15 protein-coding genes and 1 pseudogene are annotated in these 17278 nt (G+C 44.7%); 6 read left to right on the plus strand and 10 right to left on the minus strand.

Going from position 1 to position 17278, the window contains the following annotated elements:
• The 3 genes and pseudogenes from ACED60_RS00445 to ACED60_RS00455 all read left to right on the plus strand — a co-directional run bounded on the left by ACED60_RS00445 (window position 1) and on the right by ACED60_RS00455 (window position 4906).
• A pseudogene (locus ACED60_RS00445) lies at window positions 1-3119 on the plus strand (efflux RND transporter permease subunit).
• 198 nt (window positions 3120-3317) lie between these two features.
• Complete coding sequence (locus tag ACED60_RS00450) at window positions 3318-4097, plus strand: hypothetical protein (RefSeq protein WP_012600785.1); 780 nt, start codon at window positions 3318-3320, stop codon at window positions 4095-4097.
• 263 nt (window positions 4098-4360) lie between these two features.
• A complete protein-coding gene (locus ACED60_RS00455) occupies window positions 4361-4906 on the plus strand; it encodes an RNA-binding S4 domain-containing protein (protein WP_371726639.1) in 546 nt (181 codons plus the stop codon).
• Between the two features lie 184 nt (window positions 4907-5090).
• Here the strand turns inward: ACED60_RS00455 and ACED60_RS00460 are convergent, their stop codons facing one another.
• From ACED60_RS00460 to ACED60_RS00505, 10 genes are all read right to left on the minus strand, one after another.
• Window positions 5091-5534 (minus strand): F0F1 ATP synthase subunit epsilon, encoded by a 444-nt coding sequence (locus ACED60_RS00460; RefSeq protein WP_004730391.1) that lies wholly within the window; start codon window positions 5532-5534, stop codon window positions 5091-5093.
• A gap of 14 nt (window positions 5535-5548) precedes the next feature.
• Entirely contained in the window at window positions 5549-6934 is a 1386-nt protein-coding gene (gene atpD, locus ACED60_RS00465; RefSeq protein ID WP_004730394.1) for a F0F1 ATP synthase subunit beta, read from the minus strand.
• 44 nt (window positions 6935-6978) lie between these two features.
• Window positions 6979-7848 carry a F0F1 ATP synthase subunit gamma gene (gene atpG, locus ACED60_RS00470; protein WP_012600781.1) on the minus strand — a complete coding sequence of 290 codons (870 nt, stop codon included), beginning with the start codon at window positions 7846-7848 and terminating at the stop codon, window positions 6979-6981.
• Between the two features lie 47 nt (window positions 7849-7895).
• The gene (atpA, locus tag ACED60_RS00475; RefSeq protein ID WP_016794807.1) at window positions 7896-9437 is read right to left on the minus strand and encodes a F0F1 ATP synthase subunit alpha; all 1542 of its coding nucleotides are present in this window, start codon (window positions 9435-9437) and stop codon (window positions 7896-7898) included.
• A 9-nt stretch (window positions 9438-9446) separates the two neighbouring features.
• Window positions 9447-9998: a F0F1 ATP synthase subunit delta gene (locus tag ACED60_RS00480; RefSeq protein WP_371726641.1), complete on the minus strand. Its 552-nt coding sequence runs from the start codon at window positions 9996-9998 to the stop codon at window positions 9447-9449.
• Between the two features lie 11 nt (window positions 9999-10009).
• Complete coding sequence (locus tag ACED60_RS00485) at window positions 10010-10480, minus strand: F0F1 ATP synthase subunit B (protein WP_004730401.1); 471 nt, start codon at window positions 10478-10480, stop codon at window positions 10010-10012.
• Between the two features lie 54 nt (window positions 10481-10534).
• Window positions 10535-10771 (minus strand): F0F1 ATP synthase subunit C, encoded by a 237-nt coding sequence (gene atpE / locus ACED60_RS00490; protein ID WP_004730405.1) that lies wholly within the window; start codon window positions 10769-10771, stop codon window positions 10535-10537.
• Window positions 10772-10816: 45 nt separating this feature from the next.
• Window positions 10817-11587: a F0F1 ATP synthase subunit A gene (gene atpB, locus ACED60_RS00495; RefSeq protein ID WP_371726643.1), complete on the minus strand. Its 771-nt coding sequence runs from the start codon at window positions 11585-11587 to the stop codon at window positions 10817-10819.
• Window position 11588: 1 nt separating this feature from the next.
• Window positions 11589-11990 (minus strand): hypothetical protein, encoded by a 402-nt coding sequence (locus tag ACED60_RS00500; protein ID WP_017098977.1) that lies wholly within the window; start codon window positions 11988-11990, stop codon window positions 11589-11591.
• 810 nt (window positions 11991-12800) lie between these two features.
• Window positions 12801-13682: a LysR family transcriptional regulator gene (locus ACED60_RS00505; protein WP_017099346.1), complete on the minus strand. Its 882-nt coding sequence runs from the start codon at window positions 13680-13682 to the stop codon at window positions 12801-12803.
• 157 nt (window positions 13683-13839) lie between these two features.
• On the opposite strand from ACED60_RS00505, the gene ACED60_RS00510 reads away from it, so the two are divergent.
• The 3 genes from ACED60_RS00510 to ACED60_RS00520 all read left to right on the plus strand — a co-directional run bounded on the left by ACED60_RS00510 (window position 13840) and on the right by ACED60_RS00520 (window position 17110).
• Window positions 13840-14238 carry a RidA family protein gene (locus tag ACED60_RS00510; protein WP_004730412.1) on the plus strand — a complete coding sequence of 133 codons (399 nt, stop codon included), beginning with the start codon at window positions 13840-13842 and terminating at the stop codon, window positions 14236-14238.
• A gap of 205 nt (window positions 14239-14443) precedes the next feature.
• Window positions 14444-15904, plus strand: a complete 1461-nt coding sequence (locus ACED60_RS00515) for an aldehyde dehydrogenase family protein (protein ID WP_004730413.1) — start codon at window positions 14444-14446, stop codon at window positions 15902-15904.
• Window positions 15905-16114: 210 nt separating this feature from the next.
• On the plus strand, window positions 16115-17110 hold the full coding sequence (locus tag ACED60_RS00520) for a membrane dipeptidase (protein ID WP_029222845.1): 996 nt from the start codon (window positions 16115-16117) through the stop codon (window positions 17108-17110).
• The last annotated feature ends 168 nt before the right edge of the window (window positions 17111-17278 follow it).

The raw sequence follows: 17278 nt of genomic DNA on the forward strand, positions 1-17278 counted from the left end.
ATGATCAGTAAATTTTTTATCGACCGACCGAAATTTGCGTTTGTTATCTCGATCTTCCTGACCTTGATTGGTTTGATTGCGATTAAAACCATGCCGATTTCAGAGTACCCAAGCGTGACGCCTCCGCAAGTTCGTGTCGTCGCGTTCATGCCGGGTGCCAGTGCTGAAACTGTAAAAGAGGTGATTGGTAATCCAATCGAAGAGGAAGTGAACGGTGTTGATGGCATGGTTTACATGCAGTCGCGTTCAACCAACGATGGCCGTTACTTCTTAAACATTACCTTTGATAACAGTGTTGATGCCGATATGGCGATGGTCAACGTATCTAACCGCGTTGCCGTTGCTGAAAACATGTTGCCGTTTGAAGTTCGTGCTCGTGGTGTGCGTATTCGTAAAGCCGCGCCGGATGACTTGCTCGCGATTGCTTTCTACTCTGAAGATCAATCGATGTCAGAGCTAGAGCTTAACAGCTGGGTTGAAGCAAACTTCATGGAGCGTATCGCTCGTATCTCTGGCTTGGCGAGCAGCGATTTGATTGGTGCGACCTATGGCATGCGCGTGTGGCTTGATATGGACCGCATGGCGTCATTAGGTGTGACAACGTTTGATGTGAAGAACGCCATTCGTGAACAAAATGCAGTAGTGCCTGCAGGGCGAATTGGCCAAGGTCCAAGTCGTGAAAATGCCGCATTGCAGTTTAACTTGATCACTCAAGGTCGACTGTCGAGTGCAGAAGAGTTTGAACAAATCATTGTAAAAACCTTAGCAGACGGCAATCAAATCTATCTGAAAGATGTATCTAACGTAGAGATTGGCAGCCAATTCTATGATGCCTACGCAACCTACAATGGCGGAGATGCTGCTCTAGTCGCAATGCAGGCTAACCCAGATGCCAATGCTTTGGAAACAGGTGCTGCGGTTAAATCGGTATTGGAAGACATCGAAAGCATCATGCCTGCCGGTATGACTTACGCGATCCCATATGACACCACCTTATCGGTTGAAGCGTCTATTCGCAGTATCGTCGAAACCTTAATTGTTGCTGTCGGGCTTGTGATTGCAGTGACTTACCTGTTCTTAGGTAACGTTAGAACAACACTTGCACCTGTGATTGCGATTCCTGTGTCTTTGATTGGTACTTTTGCTTTCATGCAATTGGGTGGCTTTAGTATCAATACCGTCACCTTATTTGGCTTGATTCTGGCGATTGGTATCGTGGTGGACAATGCCATTTTGGTGGTTGAGAACGTAGAACGCATTCTCAATGAAAACCAAACCATTGATGCCAAAGAAGCCACCAATCGAGCGATGAAAGAAGTCACCGGCCCGATTGTCGCGTCAACATTGGTCATGCTTGCGGTGTTTATTCCTGTGGCATTGCTGCCAGGTATCACGGGGCTGATGTTTGCTCAGTTCTCTATCACCATCTGTATCGCTTTGGTGCTATCGGCTATCAATGCACTCACTTTGTCACCTGCACTATGTGCAATGGTTATGAAGCGCAACCCTAAACCTGCTAAGTGGTTTGTGGCATTCAATGCAATGTTCGACAAAGTAACAGACGCGTATGGCAAAGCAGTCTCTTTATTGTGCGCAAATCAGCAGTGCTTTTAGTTTCGTTCGCAGTGGCTATTGCTGCGATGGTGACGATGAATGACAAGCTACCGACGGCATTTGTTCCAGCTGAAGACAAAGGCGTGTTGGCGCTCGCAATGTTCTTGCCTGATAACGCATCGAAAGAGCGTACTCATGACTTGATCCGTCAAGCTGAAGCGGTATTAAACCAAGACCCAGCAATTGAAGATTTCGCAGGTGCGATTGGCTTTAATGCTCTGACCGGTGGTGTTGCCGCTAACTCAGCGACCATGTTTGTTAATTTGAAAGACTGGGATGAGCGTCTTGCAATGGATGGCGACCATACACAAGCTGCGGTTGCCCAGCGTATCAACATGCAATTGTATGGCATTGATAAGTCGATGAGCATCGCTATGGGTCTACCGCCTATTCCAGGTATTGGTATCGGTGATGCACTTGAGTTTATGGTGCAAGACACGTCTGGCCGCACTGCTCAAGAACTCGCGCAAGTGACTTACGCGATGATGGCAGCGGCCAATCAAGCGCCAGAAATCACCAATGCGATGACGACTTATCGTGCCAATGTTCCACATTACAACGTCGAAATTGATCGCGAGAAAGCGCGTCAGTTAGGCGTACCACTCAGTGCAATTAACGATGCGATGGCGACACATCTGGCGTCTTCATATGTTAATGACTTTGCCCTAAACGGAAGAAGCTACCGAGTTTTTGTTCAAGCTAAAGGGGAACAACGAAATGATCTATCTGATGTGCTACGCATACATGTCCCGTCGGCGCTTGGCGAACAAGTTCCGCTGTCTGCTGTCGCAACGATTGAACCGACATTAGAACCTGACCTAGTTACAAGCTACAACATGTTACCTGCGGCACGTTTACAGCTAAATCCAGCTCCAGGTTACTCATCTGGTGAGGCGATTGACGCAATGGAGCGTATCGCCGAGGAAGTTCTCACTCAGGGTTACACCTATGAGTGGACGAACATGGCTTATCAAGAGAAATTGGCTGGGAACACGGCTCAAATCGCTCTGGTTTTAGCTCTGGTATTCATCTACTTGTTCCTTGTAGCTCAGTATGAATCATGGGCTCTGCCTGCTGCGATCATTATTGTGGCTCCAACCGCTGCTGTGGGCACCTTCGCGGCGCTATTAGCGGGTGGGCAGGCCTTGTCTATCTACGGTCAAATTGGCTTGATTCTATTGATTTCCCTTGCAGCTAAGAACGCGATTCTGATGGTCGAGTTCTCAAAGCTGAAGCGTGAAACTCAAGGTTTAAGCATCGAAGAGGCAGCAATCCAAGGCGGCAAGATGCGTTTTAGAGCCGTAAACATGACGTCATGGTCATTCATCCTTGGCATCTTGCCTTTGGTGTTTGCAAATGGTGCAGGGGCTATCTCTCAGAACACCACTGGATTGGCACTACTGGGTGGCATGTTGATGGTGCTGGTGGTCGGTTCGATGATGACTCCGGGTTTCTATGCCATTTTCCAAACACTCCGTGAAAAGCTGAAAACGAAACAACAGTAACCCATAGCCTCAATAAAGTGACGGCAAAGGTGTGTTGTTGCTTCATTGATGGTTTTTACCCCTCGTTATGAATTTTAAAGATTGTTTTTACCGTCTAATAATTGATGGAGGCAGGGAGTATTTCTCTGACCAAGTTATTAAACATGAGCCATGTGAGTACGGAAGCGGCTATGGCTCCAATGAGAATAAGGTTTACACATGAAAAAACTATTACTGACCGCTTCAATGTTAGCTGCAATGTCTGGTACTGCTTTTGCGAATGAAGAAGAAAGCCAAGTGATTGATCCATCGGATCTCACTCGTGTTTATACACAAGCTGCTTTTTTTGTTACTTCTGACGCTGATATCCGTTTGTCTTCAATGCTAACCGGATCATGGACTGAAACGACTCAGTTCGGTGGCTTTATCGAAGGTAACTTTGGCGACTCAGATGCTAAGCCTGGCAAAGATTCAATGGGCGTTGACTACCTTGGTAGCCGAGCTCAATATTTCCAAGTATCAGCAATTGATAGCTCATTGATGCCACGTGTTGGCTTCATGGCGGACTTCATCCACACCAAGAACTCGGCATTGGGTTTGGATGACAATACCTTGATGTCTGTCGGTGCTATTGGCTTGATTAACCCTGCTTATACCGGCGGTGCAATGCTGTTTCCAAACGTAAACTACACCATCGGTGAAGTGTTTGGTGAGACGGCAGACGGCTACATGCTAAACCTGTTTGCCACCATTCCAATGGGCGATTCTGGCGCGTTTGTTCAAGCATGGCCTGAATACATGAACGTTTCTGGCGATACAGTGGAACTTGAGTCGACGTCTTTCAACATCATGATGAACGCTCCTATTAAGGAAGATCGAACTCAGTGGCTAATGACGAAACTGCAATACGCATCTGCAGATGTCACTCTACCAACAGGCGTTACGCTAGAAGGTGACTACGAGCTAAAAGCCGAAGTCGGCGTGAAGTGGTTCTTTTAAAGCACCTGAGTGAGCTATCTATGGATCAACTAGCCATGGTTTAACTATCTATAGTTTAGCGACCTAACAAGCGGTAACTGAGCTATGGTTTAAATAAGAAGAGAGCTAATGATGTTAGTTCTCTTCTTTTGTTTTATGGCGTTAAAGATAGCTTTAATCCAGTGAACTCGATGCTTGAAGCACAATTCAACATGGTCATTTAGTGGTTTTACGATTACACTGCGCCCAATATTTCAGAAGTACATATTTAGGTAGAGGTCACCATGGACCAAGAACATTACGAAGACGCTGATTACGAAGGCCAAGAGCTGGGCGAAGAAGGCGAAGAGATTGAAATTGAGGCAATTGGTATTGATGTTTCATCACAGCCAATCGAGCTCTACAAAGTGTTTAAAATTGCTAACCTAGTGAGTGGCGGCGGCGAAGCTAAGCACATTATCTCTGAAGGCTACGTAGCGGTAAATGGTGAGCTGGAAACGCGTAAGCGTCGTAAAATGTACGATGGCGACTTCTTTGAATTCAACCAAGAATACTATGTAGTGGTGTGTGATCAGCCAGTACAAGAAGAATCAGAAAAGCCGAAAAAGAAAGAAGCGCCTAAAAAAGAGAACAAGGCGAAGAAAGGTCAGTCTAAAAAGGATTCTAAGAAGAAAGAATCTAAGAAAAGCAAAGCAGAAATGCTAAGCGCAACGGCTGAACCAAAGAAAGAGAAAAAAGAGAAAAAAGAGAAGAAACCGAAAAAGAAAGCGGATGCGCCAAAGCCAACACGTGATGACAAAAGCGGCCGTAATTCTATCGAATTCTTCTAAGTTATAGTTCTAAAGTACAGCTCTAAATTGCTTTTCTAAAACGAATCTTTTAAAACTATTCGTTTGAACATCAAGCAACGTTAGACCTAGGTTTTACGTTACGCAGATATCAAAAGGCTCACTAGTTAGTGAGCCTTTTTTGTATTTGTTTGCTAGCACAGCTAACGGCCAATAACGCTTATTCTCAGTGTCGAGTGCGAGAAGACGTCAGTTCTGATGCGCGAAGCTGAGCAACGGCTTTTGCGAGTTCAAGCTGAGCTTGTGCAAAGTTGATGTCTACATTGCCCTTATTGATATTCTCTAGGGCTGCATATTTCGCTTCTTCTGCGCGAGCGCGGTCAATATCTTGGCCGTGCAAGGCAGTATCGGCTAACACCGTTACCACATCCGGCTGAACTTCTAGCATCCCGCCAGAAACATAAAGCACTTGTCCCTCTGACTTAGGGTCTGTGACAAACACTGTCACGCCAGGCTTTATTTTACTGAGAAGCGGGGAGTGACCCGGGCGGATCCCCAGCTCACCATCAGCGCCAGAAACGGCTAGGGCATACGCTGGACCTGAAAACAGCGTACCTTCCGCACTTACAATATTAAGTTGAAATGTATTATCTGTAATTCCGATAGCCATGGTGCACCTGCCTCTTAGAGTGATTTTGCTTTGTTAAGCACTTCGTCGATAGAACCACAGTACAAGAATGCCTGCTCTGGGATATCGTCATATTCGCCGCCTAACAGGCCTTTAAAGCCTCTTAGTGTTTCGCTTAACGGTACAAATACACCTTTCTGACCGGTAAACACTTCGGCCACGTGGTAAGGCTGAGTTAAGAAACGTTCAATCTTACGAGCGCGAGATACCGTTTGTTTGTCTTCAGTAGACAGCTCATCCATACCAAGAATCGCGATGATGTCTTTTAGCTCTTTGTAGCGTTGCAGCGTTGTTTGGACTTTTTGTGCAATGTCGTAGTGTTCTTGACCAACCACAAGCGGGTCCAATTGGCGAGATGTTGAATCCAATGGGTCGATTGCAGGGTAGAGGCCCAATGCCGCGATGTTACGAGACAGTACAACGGTCGCATCTAAGTGAGCAAAGGTTGTTGCTGGCGATGGGTCAGTCAAGTCATCGGCAGGTACGTATACCGCTTGGATAGACGTGATAGAGCCTTGTCTAGTCGAAGTGATACGCTCTTGCAGTACACCCATCTCTTCAGCGAGTGTTGGTTGGTAACCTACTGCTGAAGGCATACGACCTAACAGTGCTGACACCTCAGTCCCCGCAAGCGTGTAACGGTAAATGTTATCAATGAACAACAGTACGTCACGACCTTCATCACGGAAGCGCTCAGCCATAGTCAGGCCAGTCAATGCTACACGTAGACGGTTTCCCGGTGGCTCGTTCATTTGGCCGTAAACCATGGCTACTTTGTCTAGAACACCCGCTTCTTTCATCTCGTAGTAGAAGTCGTTACCTTCACGAGTGCGCTCACCAACACCGGTAAATACAGAGAGACCTGAGTGTGCTTTGGCGATGTTGTTGATAAGCTCCATCATGTTGACGGTTTTACCTACGCCAGCACCACCGAACAGACCGATTTTACCGCCCTTTGCGAACGGACAAATAAGGTCGATAACCTTAACGCCGGTCTCAAGAAGTTCAGTGCTGTTTGCTTGTTCTTCATAAGAGGGTGCTTCTCGGTGAATTTCGTAGCTTTCTTTTTGACCGATTTCACCGCATTCATCGATAGGCTGACCAAGAACGTTCATGATACGGCCTAAGGTTTCTTCGCCCACAGGAACGGTGATTGGAGAACCGGTGTTTTCAACAGTTAGGCCGCGGCGCAAGCCATCTGACGTACCCATTGCAATACAACGAACGATACTGCCACCCAGTTGTTGCTGAACTTCCAATACGAGAGAGCTTGCTTCCTCGCTAGTCACTTTCAATGCATCATAAACGCGTGGGCTGTTGCCGCCGCTGAACTCGACGTCTACCACCGCGCCGATAACTTTAACTATTTTTCCAACACTCATCTCTAAATCCTCAAATTCTATTCTTAACCCACTCTTGTCTGCACTTAGACAGCTTGAGCACCTGAGACTATTTCACTCAGTTCTTGGGTAATGGCAGCCTGTCGTGCTTTGTTGTATACCAACTGCAAATCATCAATGAGTTGGCCTGCGTTATCGGTCGCCGCTTTCATGGCCACCATTCGGGCTGCTTGCTCACAGGCAATGCTCTCTACGATGCCTTGATACACTTGTGATTCAATGTATCGATGTAACAGCTCAGAGAGGATGTCTCTTGGTGCTTGTTCGTAGATGTAGTCCCAACGACGTGCTTTTTTCGCGCCTCCATCGGCCTCAGAATCTGAAGGGTGGGGCAGCAACTGCAAGGTCGTTGGTTCTTGAACCATGGTGTTGATGAACTGGTTATACACGAGATACAAGCTGTCGATTTTTTCGTCGTCGTAATGCCCTAGCATCGCGTTAACCGTACCTAAAATGTCTTCTAATTTAGGCGCGTCACCAAGGCCTGACGTTTGCGCGATAACATTGCCGCTGCGTTGGAAAAATGAGATAGCTTTTGAACCAATTAGGGTCGTTTCTACCTCAACGCCTTTGGTACGCCACATCTCCATTTCTTCTAACACTTTCTTGAACAAATTCGAGTTCAAGCCACCACATAAGCCTCGATCGGACGAAATAATGATGTAAGCAACGCGTTTTGGTTCACGCTGTTGAAGGTAGGGGTGCTGGTATTCCAGCGACCCTGATGCGACATGAGAGATAACTTTGCGCATGTTCTCGGCATATGGACGTGTTAGCGTCATATTGTCTTGAACCTTACGCATCTTACTTGCCGCAACCATCTCCATTGCACTGGTGATTTTCTGAGTGTTACTAACACTGCCTATCTTGGTGCGAATTTCTTTAGTATTTGCCATCATCTGCTCCTAATTTGTTTTGATTTCCAGCCAACAAACCGGAGCGTTTACCAAGCTTTCAACGCTACAAAGTCACCGAGAAGCTTTGCAAGTGCACTGTCGATCTCGTCGTTGTAGTCACCGTTAGCGTTAATGGTGTCGAACAACTCTGGGTTTTGGCCCTTTGCGTAAGCAATTAATTCTTCTTCAAAACGCGCAACTTTGTGCAACTCTACGTCAGCCAAATAGCCTTTTTCTGCTGCGTAGATAACCGTTGCTTGCTCTGCGACAGACATCGGCGAGTATTGCTTTTGCTTCATCAGTTCGGTTACACGTTCACCATGATCAAGCTGTTTGCGCGTCATGTCGTCTAAGTCAGAAGAGAACTGAGCGAATGCCGCTAACTCACGGTATTGAGCTAACGATGTACGAATACCACCAGACAGTTTCTTGATGATCTTGCACTGTGCTGCACCACCCACACGAGATACCGAGATACCTGGGTCAACAGCAGGACGTAGACCTGAGTTGAATAGTTGGGTTTGTAGGAAAACCTGACCATCAGTAATCGAGATTACGTTGGTTGGTACAAACGCCGATACGTCACCCGCTTGAGTTTCAATGATAGGAAGCGCGGTTAATGAACCTGTTTGGCCTTTCACTTCACCGTTTGTGAACTTCTCAACGTATTCCGCATTTACTCTTGCCGCACGTTCTAGTAAGCGTGAGTGGAGGTAGAATACGTCGCCAGGGAAGGCTTCACGACCCGGTGGGCGTTTAAGTAGTAATGATATTTGACGGTAAGCGACGGCTTGTTTTGATAGGTCATCATAGATGATCAGTGCATCTTCACCGCGGTCACGGAAGTATTCACCCATGGTGCAACCGGCATAAGGTGCTAGGTATTGAAGCGCGGCTGATTCTGATGCTGATGCGACAACAACGATGGTATTTTTAAGCGCATCGTGGTCTTCCAGTTTACGAACAACGTTTGCGATAGTAGAGGCTTTCTGGCCAATAGCCACGTACACACATTTGATGCCAGAATCTTTTTGGTTGATGATCGCATCGATTGCTAACGCTGTTTTACCCGTCTGACGGTCACCGATGATAAGTTCACGTTGACCACGACCGATAGGCACCATGGTATCAACGGCTTTATAACCCGTTTGAATTGGCTGGTCGACGGACTTACGCTCGATTACGCCGGGTGCAATTACTTCTACAGGGTCGAGTCGGTCACAACTCACTGGGCCTTTACCATCGATTGGCTCACCTAGTGTGTTCACTACACGGCCAAGCAGTCCATTACCTACAGGTACTTCTAAGATACGACCTGTCCCTTTCACTTTCATACCTTCAGAAAGGTCAGTGTAGGGCCCCATAACCACGGCACCGACTGAGTGGGTATCAAGGTTAAGAGCAAGAGCGTATTTACCACCTGGAAGCTCGATCATCTCACCCTGCATGACATCCGCAAGGCCATTAATAGTAATGATGCCATCACGAACCGAGACTATGGTGCCTTCGTTGCGAGCTTCGGTGCTCACATTAAACTTCGAGATGCGATCTTTGATTAGATCGCTGATTTCATTTGAATTTAATTGCATAATTGTTACCTATCTCGCGTGAAGTTGATGGGCTAATCGGCTAATTGATGTGTTCAAAGAACCATCGATGACGGTTTCACCCGCCTTGATGACGATCCCGCCAACCAGCGAGTCATCAATAACCTGTTCCATTTCAACCTGACGCTCTAATTTCTTCTCAAGTGCAGCAGTGAGTGATGTAACTTGATCTTGTGTAAGCAATTCTGAACTGGTGACAGTGACAGGGATTACACGTTCATGTTCGTCCTTTAGGTCGCTGAACAAGTTAAACAAGTCTCTGATCACTGCAAGACGGCCATTCTCAGCCAAGACTTTAATGAGATTAATGACGTGGTCATCAACAAGTCCTTGGCAAACGTGAATGATGAGATTGACCAGTTCTTCAGATTGCTGTGTGTGAACACCTTCTGCTGATGAAATCTGCTTAGCAATCGTTTCTTCTTCCGCTACCGTCACAAGAATGGACAGCATTTCGTGCCACTCTTGTAACTTGTTTTCACCTAAAGCAAAGTCGAACGATGCTTTAGCGTAGGGATGAGCAATATTGGTGTAATCTGACATATTGCCTCCGTTTAGAGTTCGCTTATCATTTGATCAACTAACGCTCGGTTCGTTTCAGAATCTAGGTTTTTGCTGATCAATTTCTGTGCACTTTGAATAACAGCGTCTGCCATATCCGCCTGAAGTTCACGGCGTAACTTTTGACGTTCACCTTCTAGCTCAGCTCTACCTTGCTCTAAGATGCGCGCTTTTTCTTGCTCACCTTCTTGGTGAGCTAAGGTGATGATTTCGTTGCGGCGTTTTTTGCCTTGCTCAATCAGTTCGGTCACATTTTTTTTCGCATCTGCGACGAGTTGTGCGCCATTTGATTTTGCTAGTTCTAACTCTTTCGCTGCATTCTCTGAGTGGCGTAAACCATCAGCGATTTCTTTTTGGCGCTCGTCTAACATCGCGGTGAGAGGGGGCCATACATATTTCATGCATAGCCAAACAAAAATCACGAATGAGATTGCTTGACCAAACATGCTGGCATTTAAATTCATACCTTCCTCACTAAATCTTGATTATTTACAAATCGATCTTTTCAAAGCTTTTAATTAAGCAACGGCAAAGATGATGTATAGACCGATACCAACACCGATCATCGGTACAGCATCCACAAGGCCCATCATGATGAAGAATTGAGTACGAAGCATTGGAGTAAGGTCTGGTTGACGAGCAACACCTTCAAGGTATTTACCTGCTAAGTTACCAATACCAGATGCTGCACCCGCTGCACCTAAACCGATCAGTAATGCACCTGCTACATATAAAACTGCGCTTACGATATCCATTTGTATCTCCGATAAATAATTTGTTAGTTAATTTTTAGTTATTAATTAATGGTGTTCTTCTGTTGCCATTGCTAAATAAACAACGGTCAGTACCATAAATATAAATGCTTGCAAGAATACGATTAATATGTGGAATAAGGCCCATGGAACACTAAGTGCCCATTGCATCCACCAAGGCATTAGTGCGATAAGGATGAATATCATCTCGCCTGCATACATATTTCCGAATAATCGTAAGCCTAGTGATATTGGTTTTGAAATTAATGTTATTAATTCAAGAACGAAGTTAACAGGATATAAAAGAGGGTTATCAAATGGCTGAGTAGTGAGCTCTTTGATAAAGCCTTTCAAAACTTTATTTTTTAACGTATAAGTTAACAGTAGAATAAACACACCGAGTGCCATCGACATTGGGACATTTACATCCGCTGTCGGTAGATCTCTAAAGTGTTCTAAACCCATTACACGAGTTAACCCTGGTATTAAATCAATTGGTAATAGGTCGACTGCATTCATTAACAACACCCAAACAAAAGTGGTTAATGCCAGTGGCCCTATTAATTTATCCTCCGCTTGAAAAATCTCTTTGACTAGGTTGTTAACGAAATCAAAGATAAGCTCGATAAAACATTGAAAACGACCTGGAACACCGCTAGTGCCCTTGGTCACTACATATCGAAAAGCTCCAATAAACAATAAACCCGTAATCCAAGATACCAACATTGAGTCAATGTTGAACGCCCAGAAACCATCACCTGTAGTTAAGAAGGTTAAGTGATGCTCTATGTATTCGTGAGCGGTAGTGACTTGATCCATACTACACGTACTCCGATCTTGTAGAGGCAGTAATAAATGGTGTTAAGAAGTACCCAATCATTGTGAAAATGTACGCGTATAATATTACGGGGTTATCCAATTTAAAAAACTGGAATGCCAAGATAAACATTAAGAACGTATAGGTTATTTTCACGACACGACTCATTTGCATTAAGTCACGTAAACTATAATTAGGATTCTTGTGCACCTTTAGGCTTGCATATATAAAACCAAACAGCGGTGGTAACATCGCGATTACGACACCCAAAGCTGAAGACTCCATATCTACTTTATTACCAAAAAACACTTCATATAAAACTACACCGACGGCTAATACTATTTGGCAGAGAATAACTCTTTTAGCAGCAACAAGGATGTCGCTACTTATCCCATTAAGCCTCATAATAAAACCCTATATTTAACAGTGTAAGTTAATATAAAACACAGTTTGAATATGTTTTGTTACTAGCACTTACTTGTTAATAGCAATTTGACTTGTTAATAAACCTTTACTTGTTAACAAAGAAATAATCTTTCTGGCTTTATATCTCCTGACGAAATTAAACGATAAAAACTAATTCGCTATCGTTTCGACAAAATATAAACTACGCCTAAAATTATGTGATCAAAACGACAAAAATCGACATCAATAATTCCATTTTTGAAATTAATGTTTTTCATTTATGAAAGTAATAGTTGTATAACTTTATTCATGAAAATTTTAAATGCTTTATTTTCAGCGAAAAGGGGCGTTTTTGTGCAAAAGTTTTAGATAGCAATTTGGCAAGTTATGATCTTATCAATTACGTATATTCAAACACTTAGCGTCATTTATAAGTTGATTATTGCGTGCAAATTTACAAGTGGATAAAGCCAGTTTTAATCAGCGATGAAAGCCTTCGTGCATTGAGTGATTTATCTATACGGCGTTCTCTATCTGGAAGTGATTATTTTTCAAAATAGTTTGTCACGACTTCATTCTTAACGTCTTTCTGGCGATTCGAAACGGAAAAATAGGCGTTTAAGATGAATATGACGGAAGAAATTCAGCTCCTCACATGGATGTAAGGAGCTGAAGATAGGGCAAAAATCTGAAGGTTAGGGCACTAAGCCCAAGATAGAAAGGCCAAAGTCTGGAGATTCGAGCTGGAATTTCTTGATGTGTTGCTCTAATAACCGCTTTTAAGCAAACAAACTCAATCATGTTCCTCTATTAGTCTTCATAACTTAAATATTGAATACATAAGTCATGAAAAGCCTGCGCTTGTGGCGAGATCGTACGATCAGACAATCTGAAAATACCGATTTGACGCTGTAAAGGCGGGTCAATCAACGGAATCCACACCAAGCGGGTTTCATTGGTTGGGAAAGCCAGTTTAGGTAGCGTGGTCACGCCTATCCCGAGCTCTAACACCGAAAACAACGAAGTAATGTTCTCGACTGAATACAAAGCTTGTTCACTGAGCATTCGTGCAGGTGTTGGGTCAAGTAGGGTACAAGTCCCGTTGCGAATGAAGGGTTGTTTTAACAAAGTTTGCCATTCTATTCCCTCTCGTTGAGAGGCGATAGGGTTGTCTTTGAGGCAGACCACACCAATAGGGTCGGAAAGTAAAGGCGTGAAGTCGATGCTTTCTTCTTCTAAATGGGAGCTATTTCCGAGGGCAACATCTACCTCTCCAGACAGTAATCTTGCTTCTACACCCGCCGCGTTATCATCAATTAAGCTTACCTCAACATTCGGGTACTGTTCACAAAAAGCCCCTAAAACACTAGGGATTAGTTTTGCGGCCACTGAAGGGACACTCGCTATTCGAACTCGCCCTTGTTGGCCAGCTGCTGCAGCACGGAGGTCGTTATCTAATGCCTTGTAAACATTTAAGAATTGAATGATTTTCGGTAAACATATTTCGCCAAAAGGTGTCAGCGTCGATTTGTTGCCCGTTTCAAACAGTGGTTGGCCGAGAATTTTTTCTAGCTCTTTTATCGATGTTGAAAGTGCCGCTTGCGAGCGATTTGCTCGGTGAGATGCCGCTCTAAATCCGCCTTCTTCGACCACTAAAACAAAATGTTTTAACTGTTGTAGCTTAATACTCATGACAGGAATCCTTCTCTAGGCCTTGCTATACCTTACTTTTTTAAAGGTGATAGATTTTATTTATCAAATGCACAAAATTTACCGTTAGATTTATCAGTCGTCAAGGTGCAGTATTTAACCATCTTGAAACATAGTTGTTACAAAGTTGGATGGAATCGTGAACGCACAAACTAAAAAACACCCAGTAAAAACCGAGCTTTTTGCTTCAAAAGCACCACTAGAGTGGGCAATCGTTAATAACGGCACTCTATACACAGCGCAGATTCCAATTGATGAAACTGGCGCAGTAGTAGAAGGCGGTATCGAAGCGCAAACGCGTCAGACTTTTAACAACCTTGTTCATACGTTGGAGTGTGCAGGCGAATCTATGGATTCAGTGCTGCAAGTTCTGATTTACGTGACAGACCGTGAATATCTAAAAACGGTAAATAGCGTATACGGAGAATACTTCAATGCACCTTATCCAAACCGTGCTGCGGTCGTCGTTGCAGGGTTAGCAAGAGAAGAGATGCTGGTCGAGTTCGTGGTTTACGCATCAGCCTCTCAACCTGAATAAAGATACTGTGAACTGAGGCAATTTGCGGATTAAAGTTATTTGTTTGTAAAGAAATTAGTCTGTAAATATCTTTATTGATACAAGCGTCTTGGTTTAGTTTTAGATACAAGATTTAAACGTTATTTCTTATATAAATTAACGTTTTATTCATTAATCAGATGGTTGCCAGGCTCAAACGCAACCTAACCGTTACAAGGACAGAATGATGACTCAATTACAGAATGTTCAAGCAGAAAACGCACTTTACATTGGCGGCGAATGGCAAGCGGGTGTAAGTACCGTTGCGAACATTAACCCATCAGATATTTCTGAAAACATCGGTAACTTCGCACAAGCAAGTGCTGACCAAGTTCAACAGGCGATTTCAGCGGCGAAGCACGCTCAACCAGAGTGGGAAAAAACGCCGATTGAACGTAAGCAAGCAGTACTTCAAGCAATCGGTGATGAGCTGATTGCACGTTGTGATGAGCTAGGTACGTTGCTTTCTCGTGAAGAAGGTAAGCCTTTTGCTGAAGGTCGTGGCGAAATTTACCGTGCAGGCCAGTTCTTCCAGTACTTTGCGGCTGAAGTGCTTCGTCAAATTGGCGACAACGCAGAATCAGTACGCCCTGGCGTTTCTGTTGAAGTGACTCGTGAAGCGGTGGGTGTTATCGGCATCATCTCTCCTTGGAACTTCCCGACAGCGACTGCTGCTTGGAAAATCGCTCCAGCGCTTGCTTTCGGTAACAGCGTTATCTGGAAACCAGCAAACCTAACACCAGCAAGTGCGGTTGCGTTAACTGAAATTATCCACCGTCAAGGCATGCCAGCAGGCACGTTCAACCTTGTTCTAGGCAGCGGTTCGAAAGTAGGTGATGCACTGATCAACTCTAAAGAAGTGAACGGTGTGAGCTTCACTGGTTCTGTTGATACAGGTCGTAAGGTTGCGGCGGCTACAGCACCAAACTTCGTTCGTTGCCAACTAGAAATGGGCAGTAAGAACGCACTTGTGGTTGCTGATGATGCTGATATTCAAACAGCTGTTGATGCGACTATTGCAGGTTCGTTCTCTGGCGCAGGTCAAAAATGTACAGCATCTTCTCGTCTAGTGGTTATGGATGGCATTCACGACCAATACGTTGAAGCACTAATCAAGCGTATGAGCGAGCTTAAAGTGGGTCACGCACTAGAAGACGGCGTATTCATGGGCCCTGTTGTCGATGGTAACCAACTTGAAGCAAACCTAGGTTGGGTTGAGAAAGCCCGTCAAAGCGGCGGTGAGCTAGCATTTGGTGGCGAACGCCTAAGCATGAAACACGAAGGTTTCTACATGTCTCCAACGCTGTTCTTGAATACTAAGAACGATTGGGAAGTGAACCAAGAAGAAGTGTTTGCACCAATGGCAAGCGTGATTCGTGTAGCTGACTTAGAAGAAGCTATCGCGACAACAAACGATACTCGCTTTGGTCTAACGGGCGGCATCATTACTCAAAGCCTACGTACTAGCGCAATGTTCAAGCAACAAGCGCAAACAGGTTGTGTGATGGTGAACCTACCAACAGCAGGCACCGATTACCACGTACCGTTTGGTGGTCGTAAAGAGTCTAGCTTCGGTCCTCGTGAGCAAGGTCAGTACGCGAAAGAATTCTACACAGTAGTGAAGACAGCTTACCAGCGTCCTTACTAATCAACTTTCTATATAAGAATTGGATAGCTGAAGATATTAAGTCTCTAGCTATCCAGCTATCGAATTGGTCTGATTCACAGAGTCAGGCCAACACCCCAACCAAAGCAGCAAACGAAATTAGACAAGTGATTTAACCCATTTTTGAAAACATGTTATTTGAGCGTGTTTTCAAAACCGAGCTAGAACACTGAGCTTTCAATAGGAGTGGTTATGTACCAGCAACGGATTGTTATAGATGGATTGCAATACTGCAATTGGAACAGAGAATATTTCCAAACACTAAAGGCGAGCGGCATTACAGCAGTTCACGCTACCGCGGTTTACCACGAGACAGCTCGTGAAACCTTATCTCGCTTTGCAGAATGGAACTTAAGATTCGAGCAGAATGCAGACATTATCATGCCGATTCATTCAATGGCTGATGTGGAAACTGCAAAAGCGACCGGCAAAGTCGGCATTTTTCTAGGTGCTCAAAATTGTTCTCCAATCGATGATGAGATTGGTCTTATCGAAGTAATGCGTCAGCAAGGTCTTTTGATCATGCAACTGACGTACAACAACCAGAGCTTATTGGCGACGGGTTGCTACGAGAAGAACGACACAGGTATTACTCGCTTTGGTAAGCAAGCGATCGAAGAGATGAACCGAGTGGGCATGATCATCGATATGTCTCACAGTGCGGAGCGTTCAACGCTTGAAGCGATTGACCTGTCTTCTCGTCCTATTTGTATCAGCCATGCGAACCCGACGTTTGCTCATGATGCACTACGAAACAAATCAAATGATGTGATTAAAGCCCTAACCGCACGCGGTGGCTTGATCGGATTCAGCTTGTACCCATTCCACCTACCAAATGGCAGCCAATGTACGTTGGAAGATTTCTGCCAAATGGTTGCGACGACCGCTGACATGGTTGGCGTAGAACACCTAGGTATTGGTAGTGACCTATGCTTAAACCAACCTCAAGCCGTTCTTGAATGGATGAGAAATGGTCGTTGGTCTAAAGCAATGGACTACGGTGAAGGCTCTGCGAACAACTCAGGTTGGCCAGATGCGTTGCCTTGGTTCTGTGGTAGTGCGGGTATGGAAAATATTTATAACGGATTGATGCGTCATGGTTTCAGCGAGTCTGAAGCTGGGCAAGTCTTGGGAGAAAACTGGTTTAACTTCTTGAAAGATGGCCTAGAGCCTCAAAGCAAGGGTTAAGTGCTTTCTCACTAGTAATCATCGAATTAGCAGCCTTCTAATAAACGTTCATTTAGACGTGCTGTTGTAACCAATTTCACTATTCAAAAGGAACAACGGTCTATTTCGCAACGCGGTAACCCAAACATGGATTAGCCTGCCCAACACAAAAAACAATAGGGCAGGTGT

This window comes from Vibrio sp. 1F279, from assembly GCF_041439815.1.
GTDB classification, from domain to species: Bacteria; Pseudomonadota; Gammaproteobacteria; order Enterobacterales; family Vibrionaceae; genus Vibrio; species Vibrio tasmaniensis_A.

What these genes read in the sequence shown, in the direction of transcription:
- ACED60_RS00450 (WP_012600785.1), top strand. Translation starts at nt 3,318, where the DNA reads ATGAAAAAACTATTACTGACCGCTTCAATGTTAGCTGCAATGTCTGGT.
- ACED60_RS00460 (WP_004730391.1), bottom strand. Translation starts at nt 5,534, where the DNA reads ATGGCTATCGGAATTACAGATAATACATTTCAACTTAATATTGTAAGT.
- ACED60_RS00480 (WP_371726641.1), bottom strand. Translation starts at nt 9,998, where the DNA reads ATGTCAGATTACACCAATATTGCTCATCCCTACGCTAAAGCATCGTTC.
- ACED60_RS00500 (WP_017098977.1), bottom strand. Translation starts at nt 11,990, where the DNA reads ATGAGGCTTAATGGGATAAGTAGCGACATCCTTGTTGCTGCTAAAAGA.
- atpE (WP_004730405.1), bottom strand. Translation starts at nt 10,771, where the DNA reads ATGGATATCGTAAGCGCAGTTTTATATGTAGCAGGTGCATTACTGATC.
- atpD (WP_004730394.1), bottom strand. Translation starts at nt 6,934, where the DNA reads ATGAGTGTTGGAAAAATAGTTAAAGTTATCGGCGCGGTGGTAGACGTC.
- ACED60_RS00505 (WP_017099346.1), bottom strand. Translation starts at nt 13,682, where the DNA reads ATGAGTATTAAGCTACAACAGTTAAAACATTTTGTTTTAGTGGTCGAA.
- atpA (WP_016794807.1), bottom strand. Translation starts at nt 9,437, where the DNA reads ATGCAATTAAATTCAAATGAAATCAGCGATCTAATCAAAGATCGCATC.
- atpB (WP_371726643.1), bottom strand. Translation starts at nt 11,587, where the DNA reads ATGGATCAAGTCACTACCGCTCACGAATACATAGAGCATCACTTAACC.
- ACED60_RS00455 (WP_371726639.1), top strand. Translation starts at nt 4,361, where the DNA reads ATGGACCAAGAACATTACGAAGACGCTGATTACGAAGGCCAAGAGCTG.
- ACED60_RS00520 (WP_029222845.1), top strand. Translation starts at nt 16,115, where the DNA reads ATGTACCAGCAACGGATTGTTATAGATGGATTGCAATACTGCAATTGG.
- ACED60_RS00485 (WP_004730401.1), bottom strand. Translation starts at nt 10,480, where the DNA reads ATGAATTTAAATGCCAGCATGTTTGGTCAAGCAATCTCATTCGTGATT.
- atpG (WP_012600781.1), bottom strand. Translation starts at nt 7,848, where the DNA reads ATGGCAAATACTAAAGAAATTCGCACCAAGATAGGCAGTGTTAGTAAC.
- ACED60_RS00515 (WP_004730413.1), top strand. Translation starts at nt 14,444, where the DNA reads ATGACTCAATTACAGAATGTTCAAGCAGAAAACGCACTTTACATTGGC.